The 21,795-nt window shown below is 61.9% G+C and carries 21 protein-coding genes, 1 tRNA gene and 1 other RNA gene; 11 read left to right on the top strand and 12 right to left on the bottom strand.

Going from position 1 to position 21,795, the window contains the following annotated elements; translation table 11 throughout:
* Positions 1–22: 22 nt before the first annotated feature.
* From D0Y96_RS15595 to D0Y96_RS15570, 6 genes are all read right to left on the bottom strand, one after another.
* On the bottom strand, positions 23–2,164 hold the full coding sequence (locus tag D0Y96_RS15595) for an FUSC family protein (protein ID WP_117301700.1): 2,142 nt from the start codon (positions 2,162–2,164) through the stop codon (positions 23–25).
* A gap of 2 nt (positions 2,165–2,166) precedes the next feature.
* Positions 2,167–3,399, bottom strand: coding sequence for an HlyD family secretion protein (locus D0Y96_RS15590; RefSeq protein WP_117301697.1), 1,233 nt, complete (start codon positions 3,397–3,399; stop codon positions 2,167–2,169).
* Positions 3,400–3,409: 10 nt separating this feature from the next.
* Entirely contained in the window at positions 3,410–3,682 is a 273-nt protein-coding gene (locus D0Y96_RS15585; protein ID WP_117301694.1) for a YtcA family lipoprotein, read from the bottom strand.
* 35 nt (positions 3,683–3,717) lie between these two features.
* On the bottom strand, positions 3,718–5,163 hold the full coding sequence (locus tag D0Y96_RS15580; RefSeq protein ID WP_252263827.1) for a TolC family protein: 1,446 nt from the start codon (positions 5,161–5,163) through the stop codon (positions 3,718–3,720).
* Positions 5,164–5,680: 517 nt separating this feature from the next.
* Positions 5,681–6,595, bottom strand: coding sequence for an OmpA family protein (locus D0Y96_RS15575; protein ID WP_117301949.1), 915 nt, complete (start codon positions 6,593–6,595; stop codon positions 5,681–5,683).
* Positions 6,596–6,984: 389 nt separating this feature from the next.
* Positions 6,985–7,527, bottom strand: coding sequence for a DUF2393 family protein (locus tag D0Y96_RS15570; protein WP_117301691.1), 543 nt, complete (start codon positions 7,525–7,527; stop codon positions 6,985–6,987).
* Positions 7,528–7,810: 283 nt separating this feature from the next.
* Here D0Y96_RS15570 and D0Y96_RS20605 point away from each other — a divergent pair, with 283 nt between their 5' ends.
* From D0Y96_RS20605 to D0Y96_RS15555, 4 genes are all read left to right on the top strand, one after another.
* The gene (locus D0Y96_RS20605) at positions 7,811–7,939 is read left to right on the top strand and encodes a hypothetical protein (protein ID WP_286676428.1); all 129 of its coding nucleotides are present in this window, start codon (positions 7,811–7,813) and stop codon (positions 7,937–7,939) included.
* 281 nt (positions 7,940–8,220) lie between these two features.
* Positions 8,221–9,324: a GTSAG motif subfamily hormone-sensitive lipase gene (locus tag D0Y96_RS15565; RefSeq protein WP_117301689.1), complete on the top strand. Its 1,104-nt coding sequence runs from the start codon at positions 8,221–8,223 to the stop codon at positions 9,322–9,324.
* A 14-nt stretch (positions 9,325–9,338) separates the two neighbouring features.
* Positions 9,339–11,219 (top strand): APC family permease, encoded by a 1,881-nt coding sequence (locus tag D0Y96_RS15560; protein ID WP_117301686.1) that lies wholly within the window; start codon positions 9,339–9,341, stop codon positions 11,217–11,219.
* A 143-nt stretch (positions 11,220–11,362) separates the two neighbouring features.
* Positions 11,363–11,578, top strand: coding sequence for a twin-arginine translocase TatA/TatE family subunit (locus tag D0Y96_RS15555; protein WP_117301684.1), 216 nt, complete (start codon positions 11,363–11,365; stop codon positions 11,576–11,578).
* Positions 11,579–11,732: 154 nt separating this feature from the next.
* Here the strand turns inward: D0Y96_RS15555 and D0Y96_RS15550 are convergent, their stop codons facing one another.
* From D0Y96_RS15550 to D0Y96_RS15535, 4 genes are all read right to left on the bottom strand, one after another.
* Positions 11,733–12,542 (bottom strand): C1 family peptidase, encoded by an 810-nt coding sequence (locus tag D0Y96_RS15550; RefSeq protein WP_117301681.1) that lies wholly within the window; start codon positions 12,540–12,542, stop codon positions 11,733–11,735.
* Between the two features lie 177 nt (positions 12,543–12,719).
* Complete coding sequence (locus tag D0Y96_RS15545) at positions 12,720–12,992, bottom strand: hypothetical protein (RefSeq protein ID WP_117301678.1); 273 nt, start codon at positions 12,990–12,992, stop codon at positions 12,720–12,722.
* Positions 12,976–13,365 (bottom strand): hypothetical protein, encoded by a 390-nt coding sequence (locus D0Y96_RS15540; protein ID WP_117301676.1) that lies wholly within the window; start codon positions 13,363–13,365, stop codon positions 12,976–12,978. The genes D0Y96_RS15545 and D0Y96_RS15540 overlap by 17 nt, the downstream gene beginning before the upstream one ends.
* 59 nt (positions 13,366–13,424) lie before the next feature.
* Positions 13,425–15,524 (bottom strand): hypothetical protein, encoded by a 2,100-nt coding sequence (locus D0Y96_RS15535; RefSeq protein ID WP_117301674.1) that lies wholly within the window; start codon positions 15,522–15,524, stop codon positions 13,425–13,427.
* Between the two features lie 261 nt (positions 15,525–15,785).
* Between D0Y96_RS15535 and D0Y96_RS15530 the strand changes: the two genes are divergently transcribed.
* The 5 genes from D0Y96_RS15530 to D0Y96_RS15510 all read left to right on the top strand — a co-directional run bounded on the left by D0Y96_RS15530 (position 15,786) and on the right by D0Y96_RS15510 (position 17,878).
* Positions 15,786–15,862 (top strand) — tRNA-Pro (locus D0Y96_RS15530).
* A 312-nt stretch (positions 15,863–16,174) separates the two neighbouring features.
* The gene (locus D0Y96_RS15525; protein ID WP_117301671.1) at positions 16,175–16,456 is read left to right on the top strand and encodes a hypothetical protein; all 282 of its coding nucleotides are present in this window, start codon (positions 16,175–16,177) and stop codon (positions 16,454–16,456) included.
* Positions 16,457–16,471: 15 nt separating this feature from the next.
* Positions 16,472–16,813, top strand: coding sequence for a cell division protein ZapA (locus D0Y96_RS15520; RefSeq protein WP_117301668.1), 342 nt, complete (start codon positions 16,472–16,474; stop codon positions 16,811–16,813).
* Positions 16,814–16,888: 75 nt separating this feature from the next.
* Positions 16,889–17,078, top strand: a non-coding RNA gene (gene ssrS / locus D0Y96_RS15515) — 6S RNA.
* Between the two features lie 17 nt (positions 17,079–17,095).
* Positions 17,096–17,878 carry a prolipoprotein diacylglyceryl transferase gene (locus D0Y96_RS15510; protein WP_158562428.1) on the top strand — a complete coding sequence of 261 codons (783 nt, stop codon included), beginning with the start codon at positions 17,096–17,098 and terminating at the stop codon, positions 17,876–17,878.
* Between the two features lie 12 nt (positions 17,879–17,890).
* Here the strand turns inward: D0Y96_RS15510 and D0Y96_RS15505 are convergent, their stop codons facing one another.
* Positions 17,891–18,283, bottom strand: coding sequence for a DUF302 domain-containing protein (locus D0Y96_RS15505; RefSeq protein ID WP_117301665.1), 393 nt, complete (start codon positions 18,281–18,283; stop codon positions 17,891–17,893).
* 115 nt (positions 18,284–18,398) lie between these two features.
* Here D0Y96_RS15505 and D0Y96_RS15500 point away from each other — a divergent pair, with 115 nt between their 5' ends.
* Entirely contained in the window at positions 18,399–19,406 is a 1,008-nt protein-coding gene (locus tag D0Y96_RS15500; protein ID WP_117301663.1) for an alpha/beta hydrolase, read from the top strand.
* A gap of 30 nt (positions 19,407–19,436) precedes the next feature.
* A complete protein-coding gene (locus D0Y96_RS15495) occupies positions 19,437–20,435 on the top strand; it encodes an RluA family pseudouridine synthase (protein WP_199480372.1) in 999 nt (332 codons plus the stop codon).
* 21 nt (positions 20,436–20,456) lie between these two features.
* On the opposite strand, the gene D0Y96_RS15490 is transcribed toward D0Y96_RS15495, so the two are convergent.
* A complete protein-coding gene (locus D0Y96_RS15490; protein WP_117301661.1) occupies positions 20,457–21,770 on the bottom strand; it encodes an APC family permease in 1,314 nt (437 codons plus the stop codon).
* Positions 21,771–21,795: the final 25 nt, after the last annotated feature.

The raw sequence follows: 21,795 nt of genomic DNA, 5'->3' as shown, positions 1-21,795 counted from the left end.
GGCTTTCTGCTGCAGGCTGCGGTTATTCCGTCGCGTAGAGAGGCTCGGAGACGGCTTCGCGCTGCAGCCGGTCGGCGAGCGAGGCGATGGTGCGCGACATGCGCAGCAGGGCCTGTTCGCGCTCGGTGAGCAGAGCCTGCGTGCCGGTATGAGGCGCGTCAAAGGCGGACAGGAGACTGGGAAAGGCAATAGCTTCCGGCGGCCGCTGGTTGAGCTGATGCTCAATCCTGTCGGCTATCTTCCGAAAGGACTGCGCGCACTGATCGCGGAAGGCGTCCTCGATCTGCGCGTAGGCGCCGGCCTGCTGATCGGGAGTTCCGTAGACGCGGAACTGAATGAGCGGCGCTTCGAGCAGATAGAAGGTGCGGAGAGCGGCCTGCCAGCGGCGGATGCGGTCGCGCGCGGCCATGTGCCCCGCGCGGCCGGGTCCGGTTTCAAAGGGAACAGCGTCGGCCTGGGCGTTGACCTCACCAAAATTGTTGTAGATCTGGTCTCTCATCCTGCGGATACGGACGATGGTGGCGGAGTCGGCTCCCCAGGGTGAAGAGACGATGAGGTCGGCCATGAGCCGGAGGTTGCGCACGAAGACGCGAACCATTTCGTCGGCGGCGGGACGCGGATAGAAGCGCTCGAAGACGAGCCACATCATGGACACGCCGAGCAGGACGCCGATGGCGCGGTCGCGGGCTACGGTGAGCGAGGTTTGAATGCTGAACTCGCTCAGATTGATGAGGTAAAAGGCCAGAGCGATCTGCAGGCCGGCATAAGAGAGACGCGAGCTGGAAGAGGCGATCCATGCCGCGAAGGCGGTGACGGCGGCGAAGAGCACGGTGAAGCCGGTGATGGAGTCGATGTTGGGAAGGACGAACATCTGCGAGCCGAGTCCAAAGACAAAGCCGCCGAGCGCGGCGCCGGCAACACGGAGAACCTGCTTCTGACGCGATGCGCCGACGTTGGAGAGGCTGGTGAGCACGCAGGTGGTGACAGAGGTGGAGATGCCGGGCCATGCGAGCGAGACGTAGAGCACGTAGCAGATCATGGCGGCGAGGGTTCCGCTGAGCACGAAGCGGAGATGCTCGGGATTGGTGAAGGCGTCCTCGACGAAGATGCGGCTGGAAGACGACGGGCCTTCGGGAATGGCGAAGCGCGGGTCCATTGCGTTCTGACTGATGAAGATGGACGGCATGAGCGAAATCATCGTCTCGACTTCGGAGAGAAGCGGCGTGGCCGCATCCATTTCCATGATGGGCTCCTGCGGATGCGGCACTTCGCTCTTCAGCAGGCAGTGACGCACCTCGGCGATATGCTCTGCGAGACGGGCGGCTCTCTGCTGCAGAGAGGGAGTGAAGTCGATGCTGATGCTCGAAAGCGCGGCGGCAAAGTCGATGGAGCGGCCGGTGAGGGCGACGAGAGTGCTCATGCGGGCGCGGTGCAGAGGCTCATCGCCGGCGAGGGCGATGCGGCGGCGCTGGGCTCCCATGCCGACGACGGCATACTGCGCGAGCATGTGCGCGGTCTCGGACGATGCGGGCCGGCCGGCGGCGAAGCCGGTCATCAGGTTTTCGATCTGCAGAAGACGGAGGTCGATGCCGCTGGTGACTTCATCGCGGCCATAGATGGCGTGAAAGACGACCTCGACGGCGAGCGTGACCAGCGCGCCGATGAGCGCGGCGGCGACCTGCCAGAGCGTGAGCTCGACGTTTCGCTCGGCGGGACCGGGCAGATACCAGATAGAGAGGATGTTGGTCGCGACGAGGCTGAGGCCGACGGCCACTGCGTAGTTGGTCAGCGTTCTGAGAAGAAAGAAGACCATGAAGAGGCTGGCCGCTTCCCAGAGGAAATGGGTGATGGGAATCGAGGCGAAAAAGCGCGCCCCGATGGGGATGAAGAGTCCTCCGATCAGAAACGCGAGGACGAGATAGGCTGCGGATTTGGCGGTGGAGAGAAGGCTTTCGCGGGAGAGGATGAAGGCGCAGAGCGCGCCGACGGCTCCTCCGGGAATGCGGAAGGTGACGATGAGAACGGCGCTGAGGGTTGCGGCGATGACCATGCGCGCGACGACGGCGCCGCGGCCCGGATAAGGCGCGAGCTCTTTTCGCAAAAAATCGGGGAACCATTCGGTGAACCGCTCTGCGTGGTGAAACAGTACCGAGGGAGTGGCCATGGCTACTTCCGCGGCAGCAGCGAGGATTCGCCGCGGATGACGACCACGGCGGATTCGCCGAGGCGGAAGAGCTCCGTGGGCGGCGACTGAATACGCACACGCACCGGGAAGCGCGACGCGAGATGGACCCAGTTGAGGGTGCGCTGCACATCGGGCAGATTGGCGGGCGAGAGATGGCCGATGAGGTCGGCGTCCGGCGTTACGCCGAAGCCGACGCTGTCGACGACGCCGTGGAAGCGGATGCTGGGCTTCGACATGACGTATACGTCGGCCTTCATGCCGGGGCGGATGTGCTGGAGCTGCGTTTCACGGAAGTTTGCGATGACCCACCAGACGCGGGTGTCGATCAGCGTGAAGATGTGCTGGCCGGCGGTGGCGTAGGCTCCCTGCGAGATGGTGAGGTTGGTGACGCGGGCATTGAAGGGAGCGTCGACTTTGCAGTTGTCGTAGTTGTACTGGGCGTTGTCGATAGCGGCCTGTTTTCCCTGGATCTGGCCGACCAGCGGCTCGAGCGTGGTGACGTTATGCGTGGCCTGCTGCACCTGCTGGTGGCTCTGCACCAGCGTGGCCTGGCCCTGCTTATACTGCGCTTCGGCGGCGGCGAGTCCGGCCTGGGCGAGGGCGAGCTGCGAGCGGGCCTGATGCAGCGCGTCGGAGCGTGAGATTGCAAGCGTGCGCGCCTGGTCGACCTGATCGACGGTAACGAATTGTTTGGCCAGAAGCGGCTCGATGCGGTGGAGATTGTTGGTGGCATAGGAGAGCTCGGCTTCGGCGCGCTCGACGGCGGCACCGGCATTGGCGACATCGGCCTTTGCCTGCTCGACGGCGGCGGAGGCGCGGGCAAGGCTGGCCTCGGCGCTGAGGGCTCCGGCCTTTGCCACGTCGACTCCGCTGACCTTGCCGGCGATGATGCGGCGCTCGTCGCCGATCTGGCCTTCGAGGGCCTGCTGATCGGATTTTGCGTGGGCAAGCGCGTAGGCGTAGGGACGGTCGTCGATCTCAAAGAGCGGATCTCCCTCACGGACGAGCTGATTGTCGGTGACGTAGAGATGGGTGATGGGGCCACTGACCAGAGGCGCCATACCGATGTAGTTTGCGAAGATCTCGGCATCGTCGGTGCGCGGATCGGTGGTGACCTGATGGATGACGAGCAGGCCGGTCACAGCGGCGCACAGGATGATCAGGCTGCTGATCGCGCGGCGGCGAAGGCTCTCCGGTGACGGGTTGAGTGCCATAGTTCTCCCGTTAGCTAAAGAAGATCAGCCAGAGTGTGAATGCAAAGAATGCAGCGAGGCATGGATACGTAACAATCGTCCATGCAATTTCTTTTTCGAGCTTATAGTGCGCCAGGATGCCGTTCACGATGGCGGCAAGCACGATGCCGGCGATCATGCAGATCAGCCAGGCGGGGAAAAACGATCCCAGTATGTTGAAGGTGGGAGAGTGGCCGCAGCCGGCAAGCGCTGCCAGAGCCGCGAGAGCACCGAAGGACGCGGTCGATCTTCGCAGGAGCTTCATCCATCCTCGTTTCTTTCCTGATCTGAAACTCTGCCTCATGGTCCAGCCTTCGGCGGCTGCACCTGAATGAGATCGCCGGTGCGGAAGGCAAGGCCGGCGACCTGAAGGAGAAGCTGCGAGCGCGCGGCGATGTCTTCGGAGCGGGCCTGGGCGAGCGTCTTCTGCGCAGAGACGACGTCGAGCAGATTACGGACACCATAGCCGTAGGACTCACGAGCCGCCTCATAGGACTGCTCGGAGGCGGTGAGCAGCGCGGCTGCGGCCTGCTGCTGCCGCAGAGCTGTCTTCATATTGGTGTAGGCGGTCCAGACCTCGTCGGCGATCTGATCGCGCAGCGCCTCGACGCCGGCCTGCGCCTCTTTCTTTCCCGCTTCGGCCTCGGCGATCTGGTGCTCGCGGCGGAGGCCGTCGAAGAGGGTCCATTTGAGCTGCATGCCGACGCTCCAGACCTCACCCTGCGCGTAGCTGCCGGGATAGAGATCCTGCTGGCCGTAGGCACGGGCAAGACCGCCGTCACCAGCGAAGCTGAGGGTGGGGAAATAGGTGGACCGGGCCTCCTTGATAGAAGCGCTGGCGGCGCGTATGCGCGTGAGCTGCTGCATCAGATCGGGGCGCTGGGCAAAGGCGCGGTCGATGTCCTGATCGACGGAGCCGGCCATGTCCGAAGGTGTGGCGAGATCGTGGATGTCCTGCACCTGAAAGGTGGTTGCGGGGGGGAGCCCCATCACGGTGGCGAGATCGCCGCGGGCGATATCCTCGGCGCCGACGGCGGCCTGCAGATCGTAGTCGGCCTGAGCGCGGGCGGCGGTTGCCTCGAGGAGGTCGGGCTTTGTGGCGAGTCCGTTACTGAGGCGGTTCTGCGCATCCTCCTCGACGGTCTGCGCGTTCTTCAGGCTGACTTCGGCGGCTTCGCGCTGGCCCTTCGCGTTGAGCAGGCGGTAATAGGCGGAAGCGACCTGAAAGATGATTTTGCGATGCGTGTCGTTGAAGGCGAAGTCGGAGGCCAGAAGATTGGCCTTTGCGAGGTCGATGGCGCCGCTGCGGCCTCCGAAGTCGAGAACGAGGTATTCAACGTGGAGCGTGGGCTGAAAGAGTCCCTCGGTCTGGCGGTGGAAGTACTCGCCGATGAGGGCGGCGGTCCGTACGGTGGCCGCCAGCGCTACGGCGGCCATAGTGGGAAAGAGCGCGCTGCGCGCGATTCCCAGAGAAGCGGCCCGGGCCTTTGCCTGGGCCCAGGCAACGCGCGTCTCCGGATTGTGCTGCTCGGCGAGATCGATCAGCTCGGGGAGGGTCCAGATCTTATGTGGGTCGATGTCGTACTTTGCTTCGGGGATCGATGCGGCTTCATGGCTGAGATCCTGCGCGGCGCTGGAGTGCCAGATCTGGGCGGGTGAAGCGGGAGCGCTCTGCGCATGGCCACAGGCGCCGCCCATGCCCATCAGAAGAGCCGCTGCTGCCAGAGCTGCGGAGATCTTAGCCATTGAAATACCGTATTATGCCCGCTGCAGGAAAGAGGAGGTGTGGAGTGACTGCGTGCTCTGGTCGAGTGTACAAAGGCCACTGGCTGACCGCAATGGGAGGCGTGCCGCTCTCCGCTTCGTTTATGGCTGGAATTCACAGAGAGAACAGAGCGACTGAACAGGTTGCGGGAAAAAGAGAGAGTATGAGGCGAAGGCAGCCAAAAAAGCCACAGGGGCTAAAGCCCGACTGGTTCTGAAGTTTGCGGCACGACTGAAGTCGTGCCCTGATACAAAGCAGAGCTTTTCCCGGCAGGGACGATCCGCATCGGATGATTCCCGCCTACTGAAGTCGTGCCCTGATACAAAGCAGAGCTTTTCCGCAACCTGGGAGGCCATGCTCGGATACAAAGCGATGCGGACCAGTCCATTACTCGCGAGCGGGGATGGGGATGTGAGGAGCAAAAAAAGGGCCCCTCGGGTGAGGGGCCAATCTGCCTTGGTTCTCTCGTTGTGTGAGAGCTTGCTGCGACCTTCGTTGTTATTGTTGTGGTGGAACCGCTGGCTGCGACGCAGCACCCTGAGGGGAGGGCTGCGCGGATAACTGCTGCGTCGCACCAATCGGCGAACCGCCATTTGAAGATGACGAGTTCAAGGCCGCTAAACTGTTCTGCATCAGGGTGACGTGCACGGCGCTGCCGCTGCGCGTATTCCCATCGCTGTCCTGCATCGGAGTATTGCCCATCGCTACTTCATGAATGCGATAGACCGGAACCTGGTGTTCGGCGAGGTAACGAACGACTGCCTCAGCCATGTGCTGCGAGCTCTGAATGCCTACCTGGCCGCGTGCGTGCGAATAACCGGCGACCTCGAGGATGTAACCCTTCTGCCCCTGCACCTGCTGCGCCATCTGATCCAGAGCTTCCTTCGCTTTGGCATTCAGGGCCGTCTGGCCGGGATGGAAACGAAGCTCCATGTCGGTGACCTGGTGATACTGGTCGAGCGTGGATACGGTCTGATCGAGCTGCTGGGTTTTGGTACTGGCCGTCTCAGCCGTCTGATTCGCCTGGGTTGCCGTCTGTCCGGCAGCTACCGCAGTCTGATTTGCCTGGTCGGCGGTGGACTGGGCGGCGTGAATCCCGTTCTGCGCGCGCTGATCCACATCCTTAATATCGTGGGCGTTCTTCGCCTGAAGCTCATCGAGCTCATTGAGGCGGTCCTTCACCGGGTCCAGCTGGCGATGTACCCACTTCTTGCGGGCGAAGGGGTTCACATGACCCCAGAAGCCTTCGTTGGACTTCGTCTGCAGAGGAGGTTGTCCGGTTCCTGTTTCCGCCGTTCCGGCCTGCTGGCTGGGGGTGCCATTGGCCACTGCTCCGGTCTGCACCTGACTGGAGGACTGACTGGACTGCGCGACTGCCGGTAAGCCCAGGCTGGCCGCAACGAACAGGGCCATAACAGCGCCGGGCTTCAAGAGAGACTTCGATTTGAAATTCAGAGTTCTCATATTTATTTGCATTCCTTCGTATGGCTCGTGATCCATATTGCTGACTTCGTTGACCGCGGACACACTCCGGAAGCTGCGCAGCATCCCGTCTTGCCCAGTGAAAGAGCATCTGGCCTGCCAAACTTGGCGGCCACTCGCCATGAAAGCGTAAACGCCCTGAAATGAATTGTTTGGTCGGTCAGCGCCGGAGATTTCCACCGCTGAGGAAGCTCACCGGCCTGAGGGTAAGGAAGCACTTTTCGGAGGGAAGCAGGAAAAATTTGCAGTGCCGAAAGGAACCGGGTAAATCCTGCATAGCTGCGGCCCGGGGAAGGTACCGGAAAAACGGGGCTGCCGGATTAACGGGAGGTAACGGAAATGACACGAATCTCAGGCACCTGCTGGTTCCAGTCCTGCGAGACGTGATCGAAGATGAGACGGAAGTCGCGGGTGTCTCCGGGGTGGATGGGCGCGGCGCTGACGGGCTCGGTATCGACGTAGGGCTCGCGGGTGCGGATGAGACTGAGAGACATGGTCTCTTTCTGCGTGAGCTGATTTGTGAAGTCGCGGAAGGCGACCTGAATGGTGACGCCGGAGAGGGTTTTGTTGCCGTTATTGGCGATCTGACCATCAATATAGGTGGTCTGGCCCCCGACGCGCGTATCTGCCTGACTCATCTGGAGATGGCTGAGGGACAGACTGGCGGCGTAGGGGTCGGGCGGGGCCAGGCCAGCTCCGCCGGGATTGGCTGGCTGGGCGCGATGGCCGAGCAGAATGAGCGCGCCGGCCACGATGAGGACGACTACGCCGGCGAGTATCCAGGGCAGCCGCGACGGCCGTTCCGGGGAGGCATGGTTGCCGCTCAAAAAAGAGGGTTCCGGCTGCTGGGGTTCGTTCGCCATGACGCCGATTTTATAACGAGACCGGTGCGGGCTGAGACGGAGGCTTTCGACGGCGGCAACAGGACGAAGCGACGGCTTTGGTACGGATGATTACTTAAGAATCACCATTTCGGAAAACTTTTTGTTGGAGTCTGCGCTGTTTCTGCCGACAATACGTCCAGAGGAATATCGAGATTCCCTTTCCGGAATCCGGAGAGGGATTTCAGACGTTCCATCAGCAGCGGATGAGACCGGCGGGCGGCCTGAAACGAATCATCCGGGAATTTCCAGCAGGGGGGCAGAGATGAGTTTCCTGAAAACTGTCACACGCGAACCATCCGTCCGCACGCGGTTCAGCAGCGATCCGTCTCAATACGTCTACCAGGCGGCGACGGTGGTCGCGGTGCTTCTGCTGCTGCTCAGCGCGGTCTGAGAACCGGACCGGAACTATCCTTTATCGATGGAGTGCCTGTTTCCGGATTTATACCCTGCATTTCCAAAGTTAAACAGAGGCTGAAGCCCGTGTAGTTTGAGGCTGTCAGGGCACGGCTGAAGCGGCGCCCTGATCCAAAGTGAAACTCTTATCCCGTCTTAGCCGCCAAAAACGGGCGGCGAAGATGGGGTACCCGGCAGTCTCCGTTAAAGTGCAGTCCCTGTTAAAGTGCAGTCTCTGTTATTGTTCTTTCGCAGCTTCATTGACGATATCGGAGAACCATGATGAGACTCCTCTCCGCCGCTTTGCTCTCAGCGCTGGTTGCCCTGGCGCCGGCCGGCGCAGCCGCTTTGCAGGCCACTCAGGCTTCCGGAACGACACAGGCGGAAGCGCCACAGAAGGACACGAGCTACATCGACGCCGACGGCACGGCGCATATTACCCGCGTCATTCCTGTTCCGAAGACGATCAGTCCGGAGGCGCAGAGGCGGCTGGGGCGCCAGGTGTCCGATGCGGCGGTTCCGGAGACGCTGGCCGAACGCCGGGCAAAGACGGACGCGTATCAGGTGAAAAACGCCGAGGCATGGAAAAAGCTCTGCCCGGTGAACGTGGAAGAGAGCACGATGGCCGGGGTTCCGGTGCATGTGGTGACGCCGCTGACGACGCCGGAGGGGAACCGCGACCGCGTTCTGCTGAACCTGCATGGCGGCGGCTTCAATTCCGACTCGGGCTCGCTGAACGAGTCGATCCCGATTGCGTACCTGACCCGCACGAAGGTGGTGGCTGCACTGTACCGGCTGGCGCCGGAGCATCCCTTTCCGGCGGCGGTGGACGATTCGGTCGCCATCTATAAGGAACTGCTGAAGACGTACAAGCCGGAACATATTGCGATTTACGGGACCTCGGCGGGAGCGATTCTGACGGCGGAGGTGGCGGTGAAGCTGAAGGAGCTGCACCTGCCGATGCCGGCCGCGCTGGGCGTCTTCTCGGGGATGGGCGATTTTTCGCGCGACGGCGATTCGTGGGCGATGTATGCGCTGGGCGGCCTTTCGGGGCATCTGGATGCGCCGAAGCCGGGGTCGCATGACACGCAGTATGTCGGCAGCACCGATGCGCGCGATCCGGTTCTGTCGCCGGTCTTTGCCGATCTGCACGGCCTGCCTCCTTCGCTGTTTATCACCAGCGGCCGCGATATTCTGCTGAGCGGGACGACGATTCTGCACCGGGCGTTTCTGCGGGCGGGAGACGATGCGCGGCTGGTGGTCTTCGAGGGGCTGACGCATGCGTTCTGGTATGACCCGACGCTGCCGGAGACGAATGAAGCCAACGGGATCATGGCAGGATTCTTCGAAAAACAACTCGGCGAAGCGGCCGGCGGGAATTAAGCTCGAACTGATTTATGCAGATTGCTGACCTGCTGTTTGGACGTCCGCTGGCGACGTCAGAGGAACGCGCTGAGTGTATCGGACCTGCCGCGGGCATTCCGATCTTCGGCCTCGATGCACTGAGCTCCGCGGCCTACGGGCCGGAAGCGGCGCTGACCCTGCTGATTCCGCTTGGCCTGATGGGCGTGCGGGAGATTGTGCCGATCACCGCGGCGATTCTGATTCTGCTGGTGATTCTCTATTTCTCATACAGCCAGACGATCGAGGCGTATCCGCACGGCGGCGGCTCGTTCACGGTGGCGAGCGAGAACCTGGGCGACGGAGCAGGACTGCTGGCCGCGGCGGCACTGATGATCGACTACGTGCTGACGGCGGCGGTGGGCATATCCGCCGGAGTGGGCGCTCTGATCTCCGCGGTGCCGTCGCTGCAGCCTCACACACTGGCGATCTGTCTGGGGATACTGGTGCTGCTGACGCTGGTGAACCTGCGGGGCGTGCACGATACGGGGCTGGTCTTCCTGATTCCCACCTATCTGTTTATCGGCACGATGATTGTGGTGATCGGGCTGGGCTTCTTCCACGTGGTGGTCACGGGCGGGCATCCGGCGCCGGTGGATGCGCCGCCGAAGCTGCCTCCTGCCACCGAAGCACTGACGCTGTGGCTGCTGCTGAAGGTCTTTTCGAGCGGCTGCACGGCAATGACGGGCGTGGAAGCGGTGAGCAACGGCGTGATGGCGTTTCGCGAGCCGACGACGAAGAATGCGAAGCGGTCGCTCACCATCATTATTGCCCTGCTACTGGTGCTGCTTGCGGGCATTGCCGGGCTGTGCCGGTTCTACGGCATCGGCGCGACGGACCCGACGGGAACGGGCTACCAGAGCGTGCTTTCGCAGCTTACGGCGGCGGTGGCCGGGCGCGGATGGTTCTATTACGTCACCATCGGGTCGATTCTGCTGGTGCTGGCGCTTTCCGCGAACACGGCGTTTGCGGATTTTCCGCGGCTGACGCGGGCGATCGCTCTTAAAAACTATCTGCCGCACGTGTTTATTCTGCGCGGACGCAGGCTGCTGTATTCGCACGGCATCATCGCCCTGGTGGGCTTTACCGCGACACTGCTGATTCTCTTCGGCGGCGTTACGGACAGGCTGATTCCGCTGTATGCGATCGGGGCGTTCCTGGCCTTTACGCTGTCGCAGGCGGGCATGGTGATGCACTGGAGGCGCAACAAGGGCAAAGGATCGACGGCGCGCATGTGCATCAACGGACTGGGCGCGGTCGCCACGGGGATCACGCTGCTGGTGGTGCTGGTGGCGAAGTTTGTCGCCGGAGCGTGGGTGACGGCGCTGCTGATTCCCTGTCTGATCCTGGTCATGATGGCGGTGCACAAGCACTACCGGAAGGTCGCGGCGGAGACGGCGAGCCATGAGCCGCTCCGGGTCGACAATCTGCGGCCGCCGCTGGTGATTATTCCGCTGGACCGGTGGAGCAGGATCACCGAAAAGGGGCTGCGCTTCGCGCTGATGATGTCGCAGGAGGTGATCGCCGTGCACGTCGACAGCACAGAGGCGGGCGAGACGGGGCGAAGCATCTGCGACGACTGGAATACCGAGGTGCTGGAGCCGATCCGGAAGGCGAAGCTGACCGAGCCGAAGCTGGTGACGCTGAAATCGCCGTACCGGTTTGTTCTTCAGCCGCTGATGGAGTTTGTGCTGCAGGCGGAAAAGCAGGACGAGAGCCGCCAGATTGCGGTTCTGGTGCCGGAGCTGGTGGTAAAGCACTGGTGGGAGAACCTGTTGCATAACCAGCGCGCCAATGTACTGAAGCTGATGCTGCTGCTGCGCGGCAGCCGGCGGATCGTTGTGATCAATATTCCGTGGTACCTGGATCGGGGATAAGAGGGTGCGAAGAAAACCGGAGGCCCCTCGGCTTCGTACTTCCGCTGAGCACCCCGCTTCTATGCGACAATAAATAACAAAGCGGGGATGGCTTTTCGCCGGCGGCTGGGCCGCGGCGGGGAACCGGCTCCGGGAGAAACCACATGCTGGATAATCTTTTTACACCAACTCATCTGCTGATCATCTTCGCTATTGCTCTTCTGATTTTTGGACCGAGCAAGCTGCCCGGACTGGGCAAAGGCCTGGGTGAAGCGTTCCGCGGCTTCAAGGATGGCATCAAGGGTGAGGGTGACAGCGCTGCGAAGCAGGACAACAACGCGACGCGCACCACGGATGCGACCACCGCGCAGACGAAGTAACGCAGTTTCAGGCGGGGAGTGCAACGGCTCCAACCCGGCATCTTTCTGCTGAGGTGTATCAGTGCCTGCAAATCCTGAAAGCCGCGTCATGACGACGCGGCTTTTGTACGTGTGGAAGAAACAACATCGCTGACGGCAGGATTGTGGAAGCGGGTCAATCGTAGAAAAATGCCTTTCCCTGGGCCAGCTTTTCAAAGGTCGCGTAGGCCATCCAGATATATCCGGAATCGCCCCACTGCGTCCCTTCGCTGTTCTGTATCCGGTACGCACCCATCGTGTCGTCATAACCGATGATCATCATGCAGTGGCCGACGTCTTTGCCGGTCTTTCCGCTTTTGGCAACCTTGCCGTTCCCAACATAAGGAACCGGTTCTCCACGGTAGCTTGTCCAATCGGTATACAGGCGTGTGCCATAGGCCAGCGGCCGATTTGCCGAAAGAGTCCGCTTGATTGACTCAGCGTCCGACGTCTGGACGACGGTCGTGCTCCCCAGCTTGAAAGCCAGATCCATTGCCGGAGGCTTCGACGGATCATGGTAGAGATTCACCAGCTCCTGGCAGTTCGCATAATAGGGCGCACTGACCAGGTTTGGTGTACCGGTCCGGGAAAGTATCCCGAAATACGGAGTCAACGCCGAGCCTTTGCAGGGGGGCGCGGAGATGCCGGTCACTTCCATGTAGATGAAAGCCGGACTCGCCTGACGATCCTGGGTAGCTGGATCATATCCGCCCGCCCTGGCAGCCGCTGAAGTGGCCAGGCCATAAACAGACGCCCAGGCCGCGCAACTTCCCGGCGCTCCCGGATCCTGAACCGTGCCCTGCATCCCTACAGGCGGCAGCATAGTCGCGGGAATAACGTAACTATCGGGCAAAGCCCCGCCGCCGTGTATCTGAATGTGTTGCGCGCCTTCGTCGCCAGTAGGATCGTAGCCATAATCTGAGACGGGCAAGAGCTCTTCTGCCATAGACAGCCTCCATAGAATCTGGGCCGGAATCGATGCGCCTCCCGGCCACGGGTCACTATACACGCCTTTCCCTGGCGGAAAATTATTCCCAAACCCGCGAATCTCAAACTGAGACGCTGCCAAAATCAAACAGATCTGTGTTTCTCTGACGGAGTTTTTTTGACGGCCCTGTCCTTTTCAACCCTGGCGGAAATACTGCGTGCGCAGCAGGACCGCGGCATCGCGCGGATCGACTGTCTGTACCTGATCCTGCGCGTTGAAGGTGTAGGGCTTTCCGGTAACAGGGCCGCGGACCACGATGCCGGCCTGTCCGGTGTAGCGGAGCTGCCGAGGCGCACTGCCGGATGGCCAGGAGGCCGAAGCGGCAGGATTGGCGGCCGCCGCGGGTGTTGCAACCGCAACGGAACGGGAGTAACTCAGATTGGCTCTTGCCTTACCGCAGCATCCCATGGCTGGAGTCTTCCTTTTCATTTTCTGAGAGACGTTCGATGATGACGGGCTGCGCCTCCGGTTCAGAGTGCATGCGCTCGAGCAGAAATGCGCCGCCGGAGAGGGCGAGCCAACAGAAGAAGAGATCGGGCAGCCGGCGAACAACGAAGAAGCTGACCGGCGCGGCGATCCAGAGACTGATACAGCCGAAGCAGTCCATGAGCCGGCCCAGAAACGACATGCCCAGCCAGCGGCGGAGGCGGGCGAAGACCTCCCACGGGCCGTCTTCGGCCGCGAGCAGATGCGAAATGCGCCAGACTGCGAGGACGGCCAGCACAAGCCGCGCCCAAAAGCCCAGCACCGGAGCGGATTGCAGATTCTGAAAGACGATCATGGCTCTGCGCTAAAAAAACCGGGAAGCGGGGAGAAACGAGCCGCTTCCCGGGCTGAGCACTACTGAGGCTTTGTCTGCGGGCACGGAACGGTCAGCGCGAAGGCGATGGACTGCGAGCTGTCGTATCCGTATCCAAGGCGGCTCCATCCGTCAGTGCCGCGGAACTGGCAGTACAGGTTGACGCCAAAGGCGGCCTGCGGGCAGCTGCCGATGAGGGTGGCGACGGTGTTGTTGAAGTCGACGGGCGATCCGGGCGAGCCTGCGCTGGTGTTGCCTGCGAGCGAGGCTACGGTACCGGTGGTGCCGCGCACGACGTAGAGGTTCCAGTCGAGGAAGTTGCCGGGCTGCCAGGCGACGTATTCGATATCCACATTGTCTCCAGGGCCGTTGTAGTGCAGGATGCCGCACGGGTCGGAGGCGGTGGAATCGACGGGTGTGGAAACGGCGGGGAGCTGCGCCTGCGTCGGACGGTTATCGACGTAGAGGCTGATGATCATGCTGTTTCCGCTGACGAGGCTGAGGGTTGAGGCATCGACGGTGTTGATGGTGCCGTCCGGCTCGACGCTGGAGGGGACGTAGTATTTGATTCCCGCGGCGTTGATGTCGACCTCATTTCCGGCGGCGTCGAAGAGGTCGAGCTTGAGCTGGTAGAGCCCGTAGGTCGGCGGGGTTGAGCCGGTGGGCAGAGATGCGGTGGGAAACTGCGCGTTGGCGAGGTCGTTGGCCGGGTTGGGATAGGCCCAGTCGCCGACCGGAGGCAGAGCCGGCGGAATGGCGAAGAGATTGGGCTTTGGAGCGGAGGGCTGCGGTCCGACGAGGTAAGACTTCGTGACCAGTTGTCCGCCGACAAATTCGTTGTAGTGGCGGTAGATATCGCCCGCCAACACGATCCACTGCGACTGGGTGGTATCCCAATACGAGATCTGATAGTAGCTGGCGAGGCCGTTTTCGAGCAGGGAGCTGTCGAACTCGACGCGCGGAAGGAGCGTGGCTCCGAAGGGCGAGTCTTCTCCGACGACGACGGCACCGGCGGCAAGGCCGAGCGGCGTGGACGGAAGCAGCGGGCTGGCTCCATAGATCGAGCTGAGGTCGACGCCTCCGATGGCGCGGAAGAGGACATAGTTTTCACCCGCGTTGACCGGGGCGCAGGGCGAGCAGCAGGGAGCAAAGATGCTGTCGGTGTAGAGCGTAACCTCTGTGCCGCACTGATAGCCCCAGTGGGTGTAGCAGGCTACCGGTGTTGGGGCGTAGAGAAAAAGAGAGAATCCGTAGAAGCTGAGGCTCGCGGTGAAATAGAGATTCGGGCTCGATCCCAGGCAGCCGGGGAAGATAAGCTCCTGGAAGTGCCCGCAGCGGTCGGTGGTAGTGGTCGCGATCAGCGTTTTGGTGACGAAGCGAGGAATGAGCTCACAGAGCCAGGAGCGCACGATGGAGATATTGGAGAGGAGCGCCTGACGGAAGGATTCGGCATCGCTGGTCTGAGCGAGAATCTGCAGGCTGGCGTACTCGGGAGAAGAGGGCGCGGGCGACGCGATGGTGGGTACGGGCTTTGCCAGCTGAAGGCTCGCCGAAAGAGCAGCGACATTGGTAAACGGCGCGGGATCGGGCGGATTCGGATTGACCGGACCGATGGGCGTGAGAACGATCTGACGCAGCTTTTCGATGACGGAGATGGGGAGCTTCGGGATGATGATCTCGATCGGCTCCACTTCCCAGATCTGGACTTCGGCGCCGCAGACGGGCATGTCAACGGGCAGGCCGCCGGTGATGACGCTCTTGAGAAGGGTACCCTGCACGAGACAGCGACGAATCCAGCAGCGCTGAATCTCGGAAGGGATTTCGAAGATGACGGGAGGAACTTTCGCGTCGGCTGTGATGCGGACGAACTGCTCGCTGGCTCCGCGGCGCGTCAGCTCGGAGAGAGAGGGCGACTGATCGCCTTCGACTTCGGGGCCGACGACGATGCGGACTTCCCGCGCGGCGCCTGCCGCGGGAACGTTAAGCACTGTCGCGCCCTCGCCGCTGACGGCGGCACGGGTAAGGAAACGACCGCTGCTGGTGAAGGCATAGGCGACGGCCTGCGGAGACTTCTCGCCGCAGGTGGAGGCCTGGAGTGTGACGCTGACCTGTATGGAAACAGCAGGATTGCTGGCAGCCATGAAATTGTCCTCGTACTTTCACTGCGGCGGGGCCGCGGGCAGGTATTGCGAAACCGGCGATGGAAGGAAGGAGGAACTTGCCGGTTCCGAGGGGATGGTGTGGAAGGGACGGCGGGCCGTTTCAGCGATTGCGAAATAAACCTGTCTGTAACCAGAGGACGCGGGCGGGGATTTGCGGAGAGGCGAACGGGATTTGTCCGGCCGGGCAGCCGCGGGGGGCCATGCTCGTGTAAACTCAGTAAGGCAGACCTCAGCTGTTGTCGGGACGTGGCTCAGCCTGGTAGAGCACTCGCTTGGGGTGCGAGGGGTCGGCAGTTCAAATCTGCCCGTCCCGACCATTGCATGAAGCAGACGCGCGCACTGCGCGTCGCATGCTCTCCGCAGTGCTTCCCTGCATCGCCCGGCTTTCGCTGCCAACCATTCAAATCAGACAGAAACTTTTCCCGGAGAAGCCAGGAAACTGCCGGTCCAAAGCGCGCATCGGCTTTTCCTGTTCGACGCGGAAACACCGAATTCCCTTTCCGGCGCCACGTACCTTTTCGGGCACCATGGTTTCGCACACCATGCTTTTCCGCGGTTTTCCTCTGTACGGGAGGCGCTATACTTCGCCAAGGACTATCCGATTTTTTACGGCTTTTCAGAGGTACACGATGTCTACGTTAGCTCTCCAGGATGCACAGCTGCCCATTGCCGCCGATGATTTCAACGAGCTTGAACAGCGCGTTCTGCGCGCAGTGGAGCTGCTGAAGGCCGAGCGGCAGGCACGCGCAGCGGCAGAACAGAACTCAGCGACGCTGCAGCTGCTGCTGGACGAGCAGTCGACCGAGCTTTCGCGCACACAGGATCAGGTTCGCACGCTGGAGAAGGAGCGCGACGTTGTGCGCCAGCGCGTGGAACGGCTGCTGACGCAGCTGGACGAAATCACTGCATAAAGGGAGCGTCTGCCGATGTCCGATCCTCAGACGAATACGACGGTGCAGGCTGTGACCGTCGATATCTACGACCAGACCTATCACCTGCGCGGCCAGGACCCGGAGTACATTCGCCGGCTGGCGGATATGGTGGATGCGAAGATGCGCATGGTGGCTTCGCAGGGAAAGACGGTCGACTCGCTGCGCGTTGCGGTGCTGGCGGCGCTGAACATTGCCGATGAGCTTTCGTCGCTGCGCGAGAGCTACGACGAGCTGACGGGCAGGAACAGAGAGAGCGGCAGCTCGTTGCGCACGCGCGCGCATTCGCTCGCAGGATTGCTGGACGAAGTGCTGAGCGAAGAACGCCGCATCGGCTGACACTGCTGTTGGGCGCTCTGTACCGATGCGCCCGACTTGCAATCCTTACAGGCTCCCGATAGCATCCACTCAGAGACCGGCCTGCAAAGCAGGTGTGGTGGTTAACGCTGGTTGAACCTACATTCATTGAACAGGGAGCCCGACTCGAAAAATCGGCTCGGTGTGCAGTGTCCGCCAGTTCGGAATGCCTAAAGAGCTGCGGAGGGTTCCCACCGTCTTAGGACGGGTTCACCGGCGCATCACCTCACGGCCCCGCGGGTCGGTTTTCTGCCTCTACGGGTTTTGTTTCCTCGACTCTTCCAGATCGGTCACGTCGGTATTCCCACATACGGCGTCTTCTCCGCTGCCGCGCTGCTGACTGCGCTGGCGCTGGCGATGCACTTTGGGCGTCGGCTGGGACTGCGCGCAGACAAAATCTGGAATGCGGGACTTGTCGCGATTCTGACGGCACTGATCGGAGAGCGGCTGCTGCTGGTGCTGGCGCACCTCTCCATCTTTCGCGCACATCCTTTCTGGATTCTTGGCCTGACGACGGTACGCAGCGAATGGATCGTGATGGGCAGCGTTGTTCTCGGACTGGCTGCGGCGGTGCTCTACACACAGGCGGAAGGGCTTTCGCTGCTGCGGGCGGCCGATGCGGCGGCTCCGGCACTGGCGGCGGGTATTGCTCTGGAACGGATCGGCGCGCTCTGTGCCGGCATTGATTACGGCACGCCGACGACCCTGCCGTGGGGAGTGACGTACCACAGCCTTATCGCGGCGATCTGGTACAGGGTGCCGCTCGGGGTGAAGGTGCATCCGGTGCAGATGTATGAGGCGGCCGCCTCCGTGCTGATCTTTGCGCTTCTGCTGTGGTGGCTGCCGCGACGCACGCAGGATGGCGAGCTGGCCGGAGGATGGCTGCTGCTTTACGGGGCGGCGAGTTTCTTTCTTGGTCTGTGGAATGGCACTCCGCGCACGAATACGCTCTTTCACGGCACGGTCACCATTGCACAGGCGATAGCGCTGGTGGCGGTGCTGGCAGGCGGGCTGCTGTGGCTGCGCAGACCGGCGGAAAAAGCGTAACAGCGGAATGAGCTATTTTGCCGCTGCCTCGGCGATGGCGGCGATCACGGCGATGTTGGCGATCAGGGCTTCGGGCAGATTGTGGCGCACGAGAAGATAGTGCGGATCGTTCCACGATATTGTGGTCTTCCCTGCCGCATCTTCCGCAACGAGCAGCTTGAGAGGGAGATCGATGGCGACAGTGGGCGCGGCGAGCATCAGCGGTGTGCCACCGCGGGGATTGCCGAAGATGAGCAGCTTTGTGGGCGGCATGTGCAGGCCGGCCTGTTCGGCCTCGCCGCTGTGATCGATACGCGCAAAGAGCTTTACGTTTTTTTCGCGCAGGATCGCTTCGATCTTTGCCATCGTTTCATCGACGGAATGGCTGCTTTCTATACTGAGAATTCCCTGATCCGAAGACGTCATCTCTCTTTTCCTCGCACAAGACATTATGCACCTGCGATATTTACAGCTAGCGAATGACCGTCCCATCCAGCATGGACAGAACTTAAACAGGTTCGGAGGAAATATACTGCTCCCCATGAAAAGATATTCGAAGGCTGCCCGTTTTCTGCTCGCCGCTCTGCTTGCAGTCTCTCTGATGCCGTTTACCCGGGCGTTTGCCCGGAGCGCGCCGCAGGAAGCCACTGCCGGGACTCCGCGTGCGATTTATCTGTGGCCGAATGGCGCGCCGGGCGCACTGGGCGACACCGAAGTGGACAAGCCGCGGATGTATGTCTTTCTGCCGGCGAAGCGGTCGACGAGCGCGGCGATTCTGGTGATTCCGGGCGGAGGATACGCGCATGTCGCGATCGGGCACGAGGGCTTCCAGATTGCGCAGTGGCTGAATGCTCAGGGCATGGCGGCCTTTGTGCTGGATTACCGCGTGGCTCCTTATCATTACCCGGTGGAGATCAACGACGGGCGGCGGGCGATGCGGCTGATTCGGGCTCACGCTGCCGAGTATGGCGTCGACCCGAACCGGCTGGGCGTGTGGGGATTTTCAGCAGGGGGGCATCTGGCTTCGTCGCTGGGGACGCACTGCGAAGAGAAAAACGTAACTGCCACAGATACAACTGACGCGGAGAGCTGCAAGCCGAACTTCATGGTGCTGTCGTATCCGGTGATCAGCATGGAGCTGCCGGAGGCGCATGCGGGATCGCGGATGAATCTGCTGGGGCCGGATGTCGATCCGAAGCTGGAGCACGAATATTCGAACCAGTTTGCGGTGACGGCGCAGACACCGCCGACGTTTCTGTTTGCGACGACCAAAGATCCGACGGTTCCGGTAGAAAACAGCCTCGATTTTTACCGAGCGCTGGAGCGGGCGGGCGTGCCGTCGGAGCTGCACATCTACGACTATTCGAATCACGGGTGCGGGCTGTGCGGCTCGATCATTCCGCTCTCGACATGGCCGCTGCTGCTGCGCAACTGGCTGATGGGGCAGGCGATGCTGCCTCCCGATGCTGCGCCGATGCCGCAGCCGCAGCCGAATTTCCCTTCATGGGTTCCGGGGCTGCATGGACCGGGTGAAGTGACACCGAAGTGATGCAGCCTTAATGCAGGATTATTTGTAGCTATGACGATGACATATTCCGTTCCACCGGAGGCGGCAGGGCAGCGGCTGGATGCGTGGCTGGCTTCGCAGATCGAAGGCGTGAGCCGCGCCCGCATTCAGCTGCTGCTTTCCGAGCAGAAGGTTCTGGTGGATGGAGCCGAAGCGAAGCCTTCGCAGAAGCTGCGCGGTGGAGAGCAGGTGGAGGTGCTGGGGAAGCCTTCGCTGCCGCCGCTGAAAGCATTTGCGGAGGATATTCCGCTCAAAATCGTATACGAAGATGACGACCTTTCAGTCATCAACAAACCGGCAGGGATGATGGTGCATGCGGGCTCGGGCGCGACGGATGATGCGCGGAATCACGGGACGCTGGTGAATGCCCTGCTGAGCCACTATCGCTCACTCTCCACCACCGGAGGCGAACTGCGTCCGGGCATTGTCCATCGCCTGGACAAGCAGACAAGCGGGCTGATTATTGTGGCGCGCAACGATGCGGCGCACCTGAAGCTGGCGGAGATGTTTTCGCAGCGGCGGATGAAGAAGACTTACGTAGCGCTGGTTCACGGCAATGTGAAGCAGGACCGCGGCACAATCAATGCGCCGATTGCGCGCGATCTGCTGCGGCGTACGCGGATGACGACGAAGCGTGAGGCGGACGCGCGCTCCGCCGTTTCGCATTACACGGTGCTGCGGCGCATTGCGTCGCGATTTGGAGCGTTCACGCTGGTTTCGGTGCGGATCGAGACGGGGCGCACGCACCAGATCCGCGTGCATATGTCTTCAATCGGGCATCCGGTAGTGGGAGACACCCTTTATGGAGCGCCGGCGCGGATTGTGCCTCCGAAGACGAAGAAATCTGCCACGGAGGAAGAGACGACTTCGCTCGACCGCAATTTTCTTCATGCGGCAGAACTGGAGTTTGCGCATCCGCGCACGGGGAAAGTTCTGCAACTGAAGACGGAGCTTCCGGAGGAGCTGGAGCAGTTTCTGGAGAGCCTTGAAGCCCGCGCGGCGACTGCATAGGCCGGCGGCGGGCATGAGCGCTCAGTCGCCGGGATTCGGAAGCGGCTCCGGCCTTGCCCAGATGGTTTTCGAGAAGCGATAGAAGATGGGTCCGGAGCAGGCGATGATGGCTCCGAATAACAGGGCGGGCATGTGCGCCATGCGCTCGTTGCGAGAGCACCAGACGGCATAGAGAATGAGTCCGGTGGGGACGGCGCCGATGAGACAGGCGGTCGCGAGATTTCCTGCGCGGAAGGGACGCTCAAGACGCGGCTCGCGAATGCGCAGCACGATGAGCGCGACGAACTCGAGGATGAGGCTGGCGCCGTAAAGCATCAGGTCCATGGAGATGAGCCGCTCGAAGCTGAACTGCAGCGCGAGCGCCCAGGCGATTCCGCAGGCCAGCACGGCGACCCAGGGCACGCCGCGGCGGTTGCGCAGCGCAAGCACCGACGGGAGCATACCGTCTTCAGCGAGGGTCATGGGAAGGCGCGCGTAGGACATCATGAGCGCATTGAACATGCCGAATGCGGTGAGAGTTCCTCCGATGACGATGGCGGTGCCGAGCCATGGGCCGGCGAGAGAGCGCGCGGCGTCGGTCCACGAGCCGGTGGTGAACTGATCGATGGGGAAGGCAACCCAAGCCATGGCAAACAACGGCACAACATAGGTGACGGCAACGACGATGGTGCTCATGACCATGGCACGCGGGTAGTTCCGCTGCGGGTCCTCGACCTCCTGCGCGACCGTGGATGCGTTGTCCCATCCCATGTAATTCCATAAGCCCACGAGGATGGCTGTGGCGAGGCCGGTCTCTTCGCTCCCGTGCATGGACCACATGCCCTGGACGGGCACATGTCTGCCATGCAGAAAGGCCGCTCCGACGAGGACGGCGAAGGGAGTGAGCAGCAGAAAGAAGAGCCCGAGTGAGCCGTTTCCGACGGCGGGTGCTCCGCGCAGGTTCCACAGACAACAGCCGACGATGACAGCGAGCTCCCACAAAGTGCCGCGCGATCCGGCGGTCCATCCTGGAAAGAGCCTGCCGAGGTAGAGCACAAAGAGCGTGGGATAGATGGCCATATCGAAGATGCTGGCGGTGAGAGAGAGCCACGCTTCCTGATATCCCCAGAATGGGCCGAGCGCCCGGCGCACCCAGACATAGAAGCCGCCTTCGGCAGGGATGGCGCTGGCGAGCTCGCCGATCATGAGCGCGGTGGGAAGGCTCCAGAGAAACGGCAGAGTGACGAGGATGATGAGGGCTTTAGCGTAGCCGGCGCCGCCGAGGATGTCTTCGATGCCGTAAGGGCCGCCGGACACCATAAAGTATGTCGCTGCTACCAGAGGCAGCAGACGCATGCGACGGGCGAATTTGCGGGATCTG

The organism is Paracidobacterium acidisoli (genome assembly GCF_003428625.2).
GTDB classification, from domain to species: domain Bacteria; phylum Acidobacteriota; class Terriglobia; order Terriglobales; family Acidobacteriaceae; genus Paracidobacterium; species Paracidobacterium acidisoli.
The sequence above is the reverse complement of the archived record's forward strand: the minus strand, read 5'-3'. Positions and strand labels throughout refer to the sequence as shown.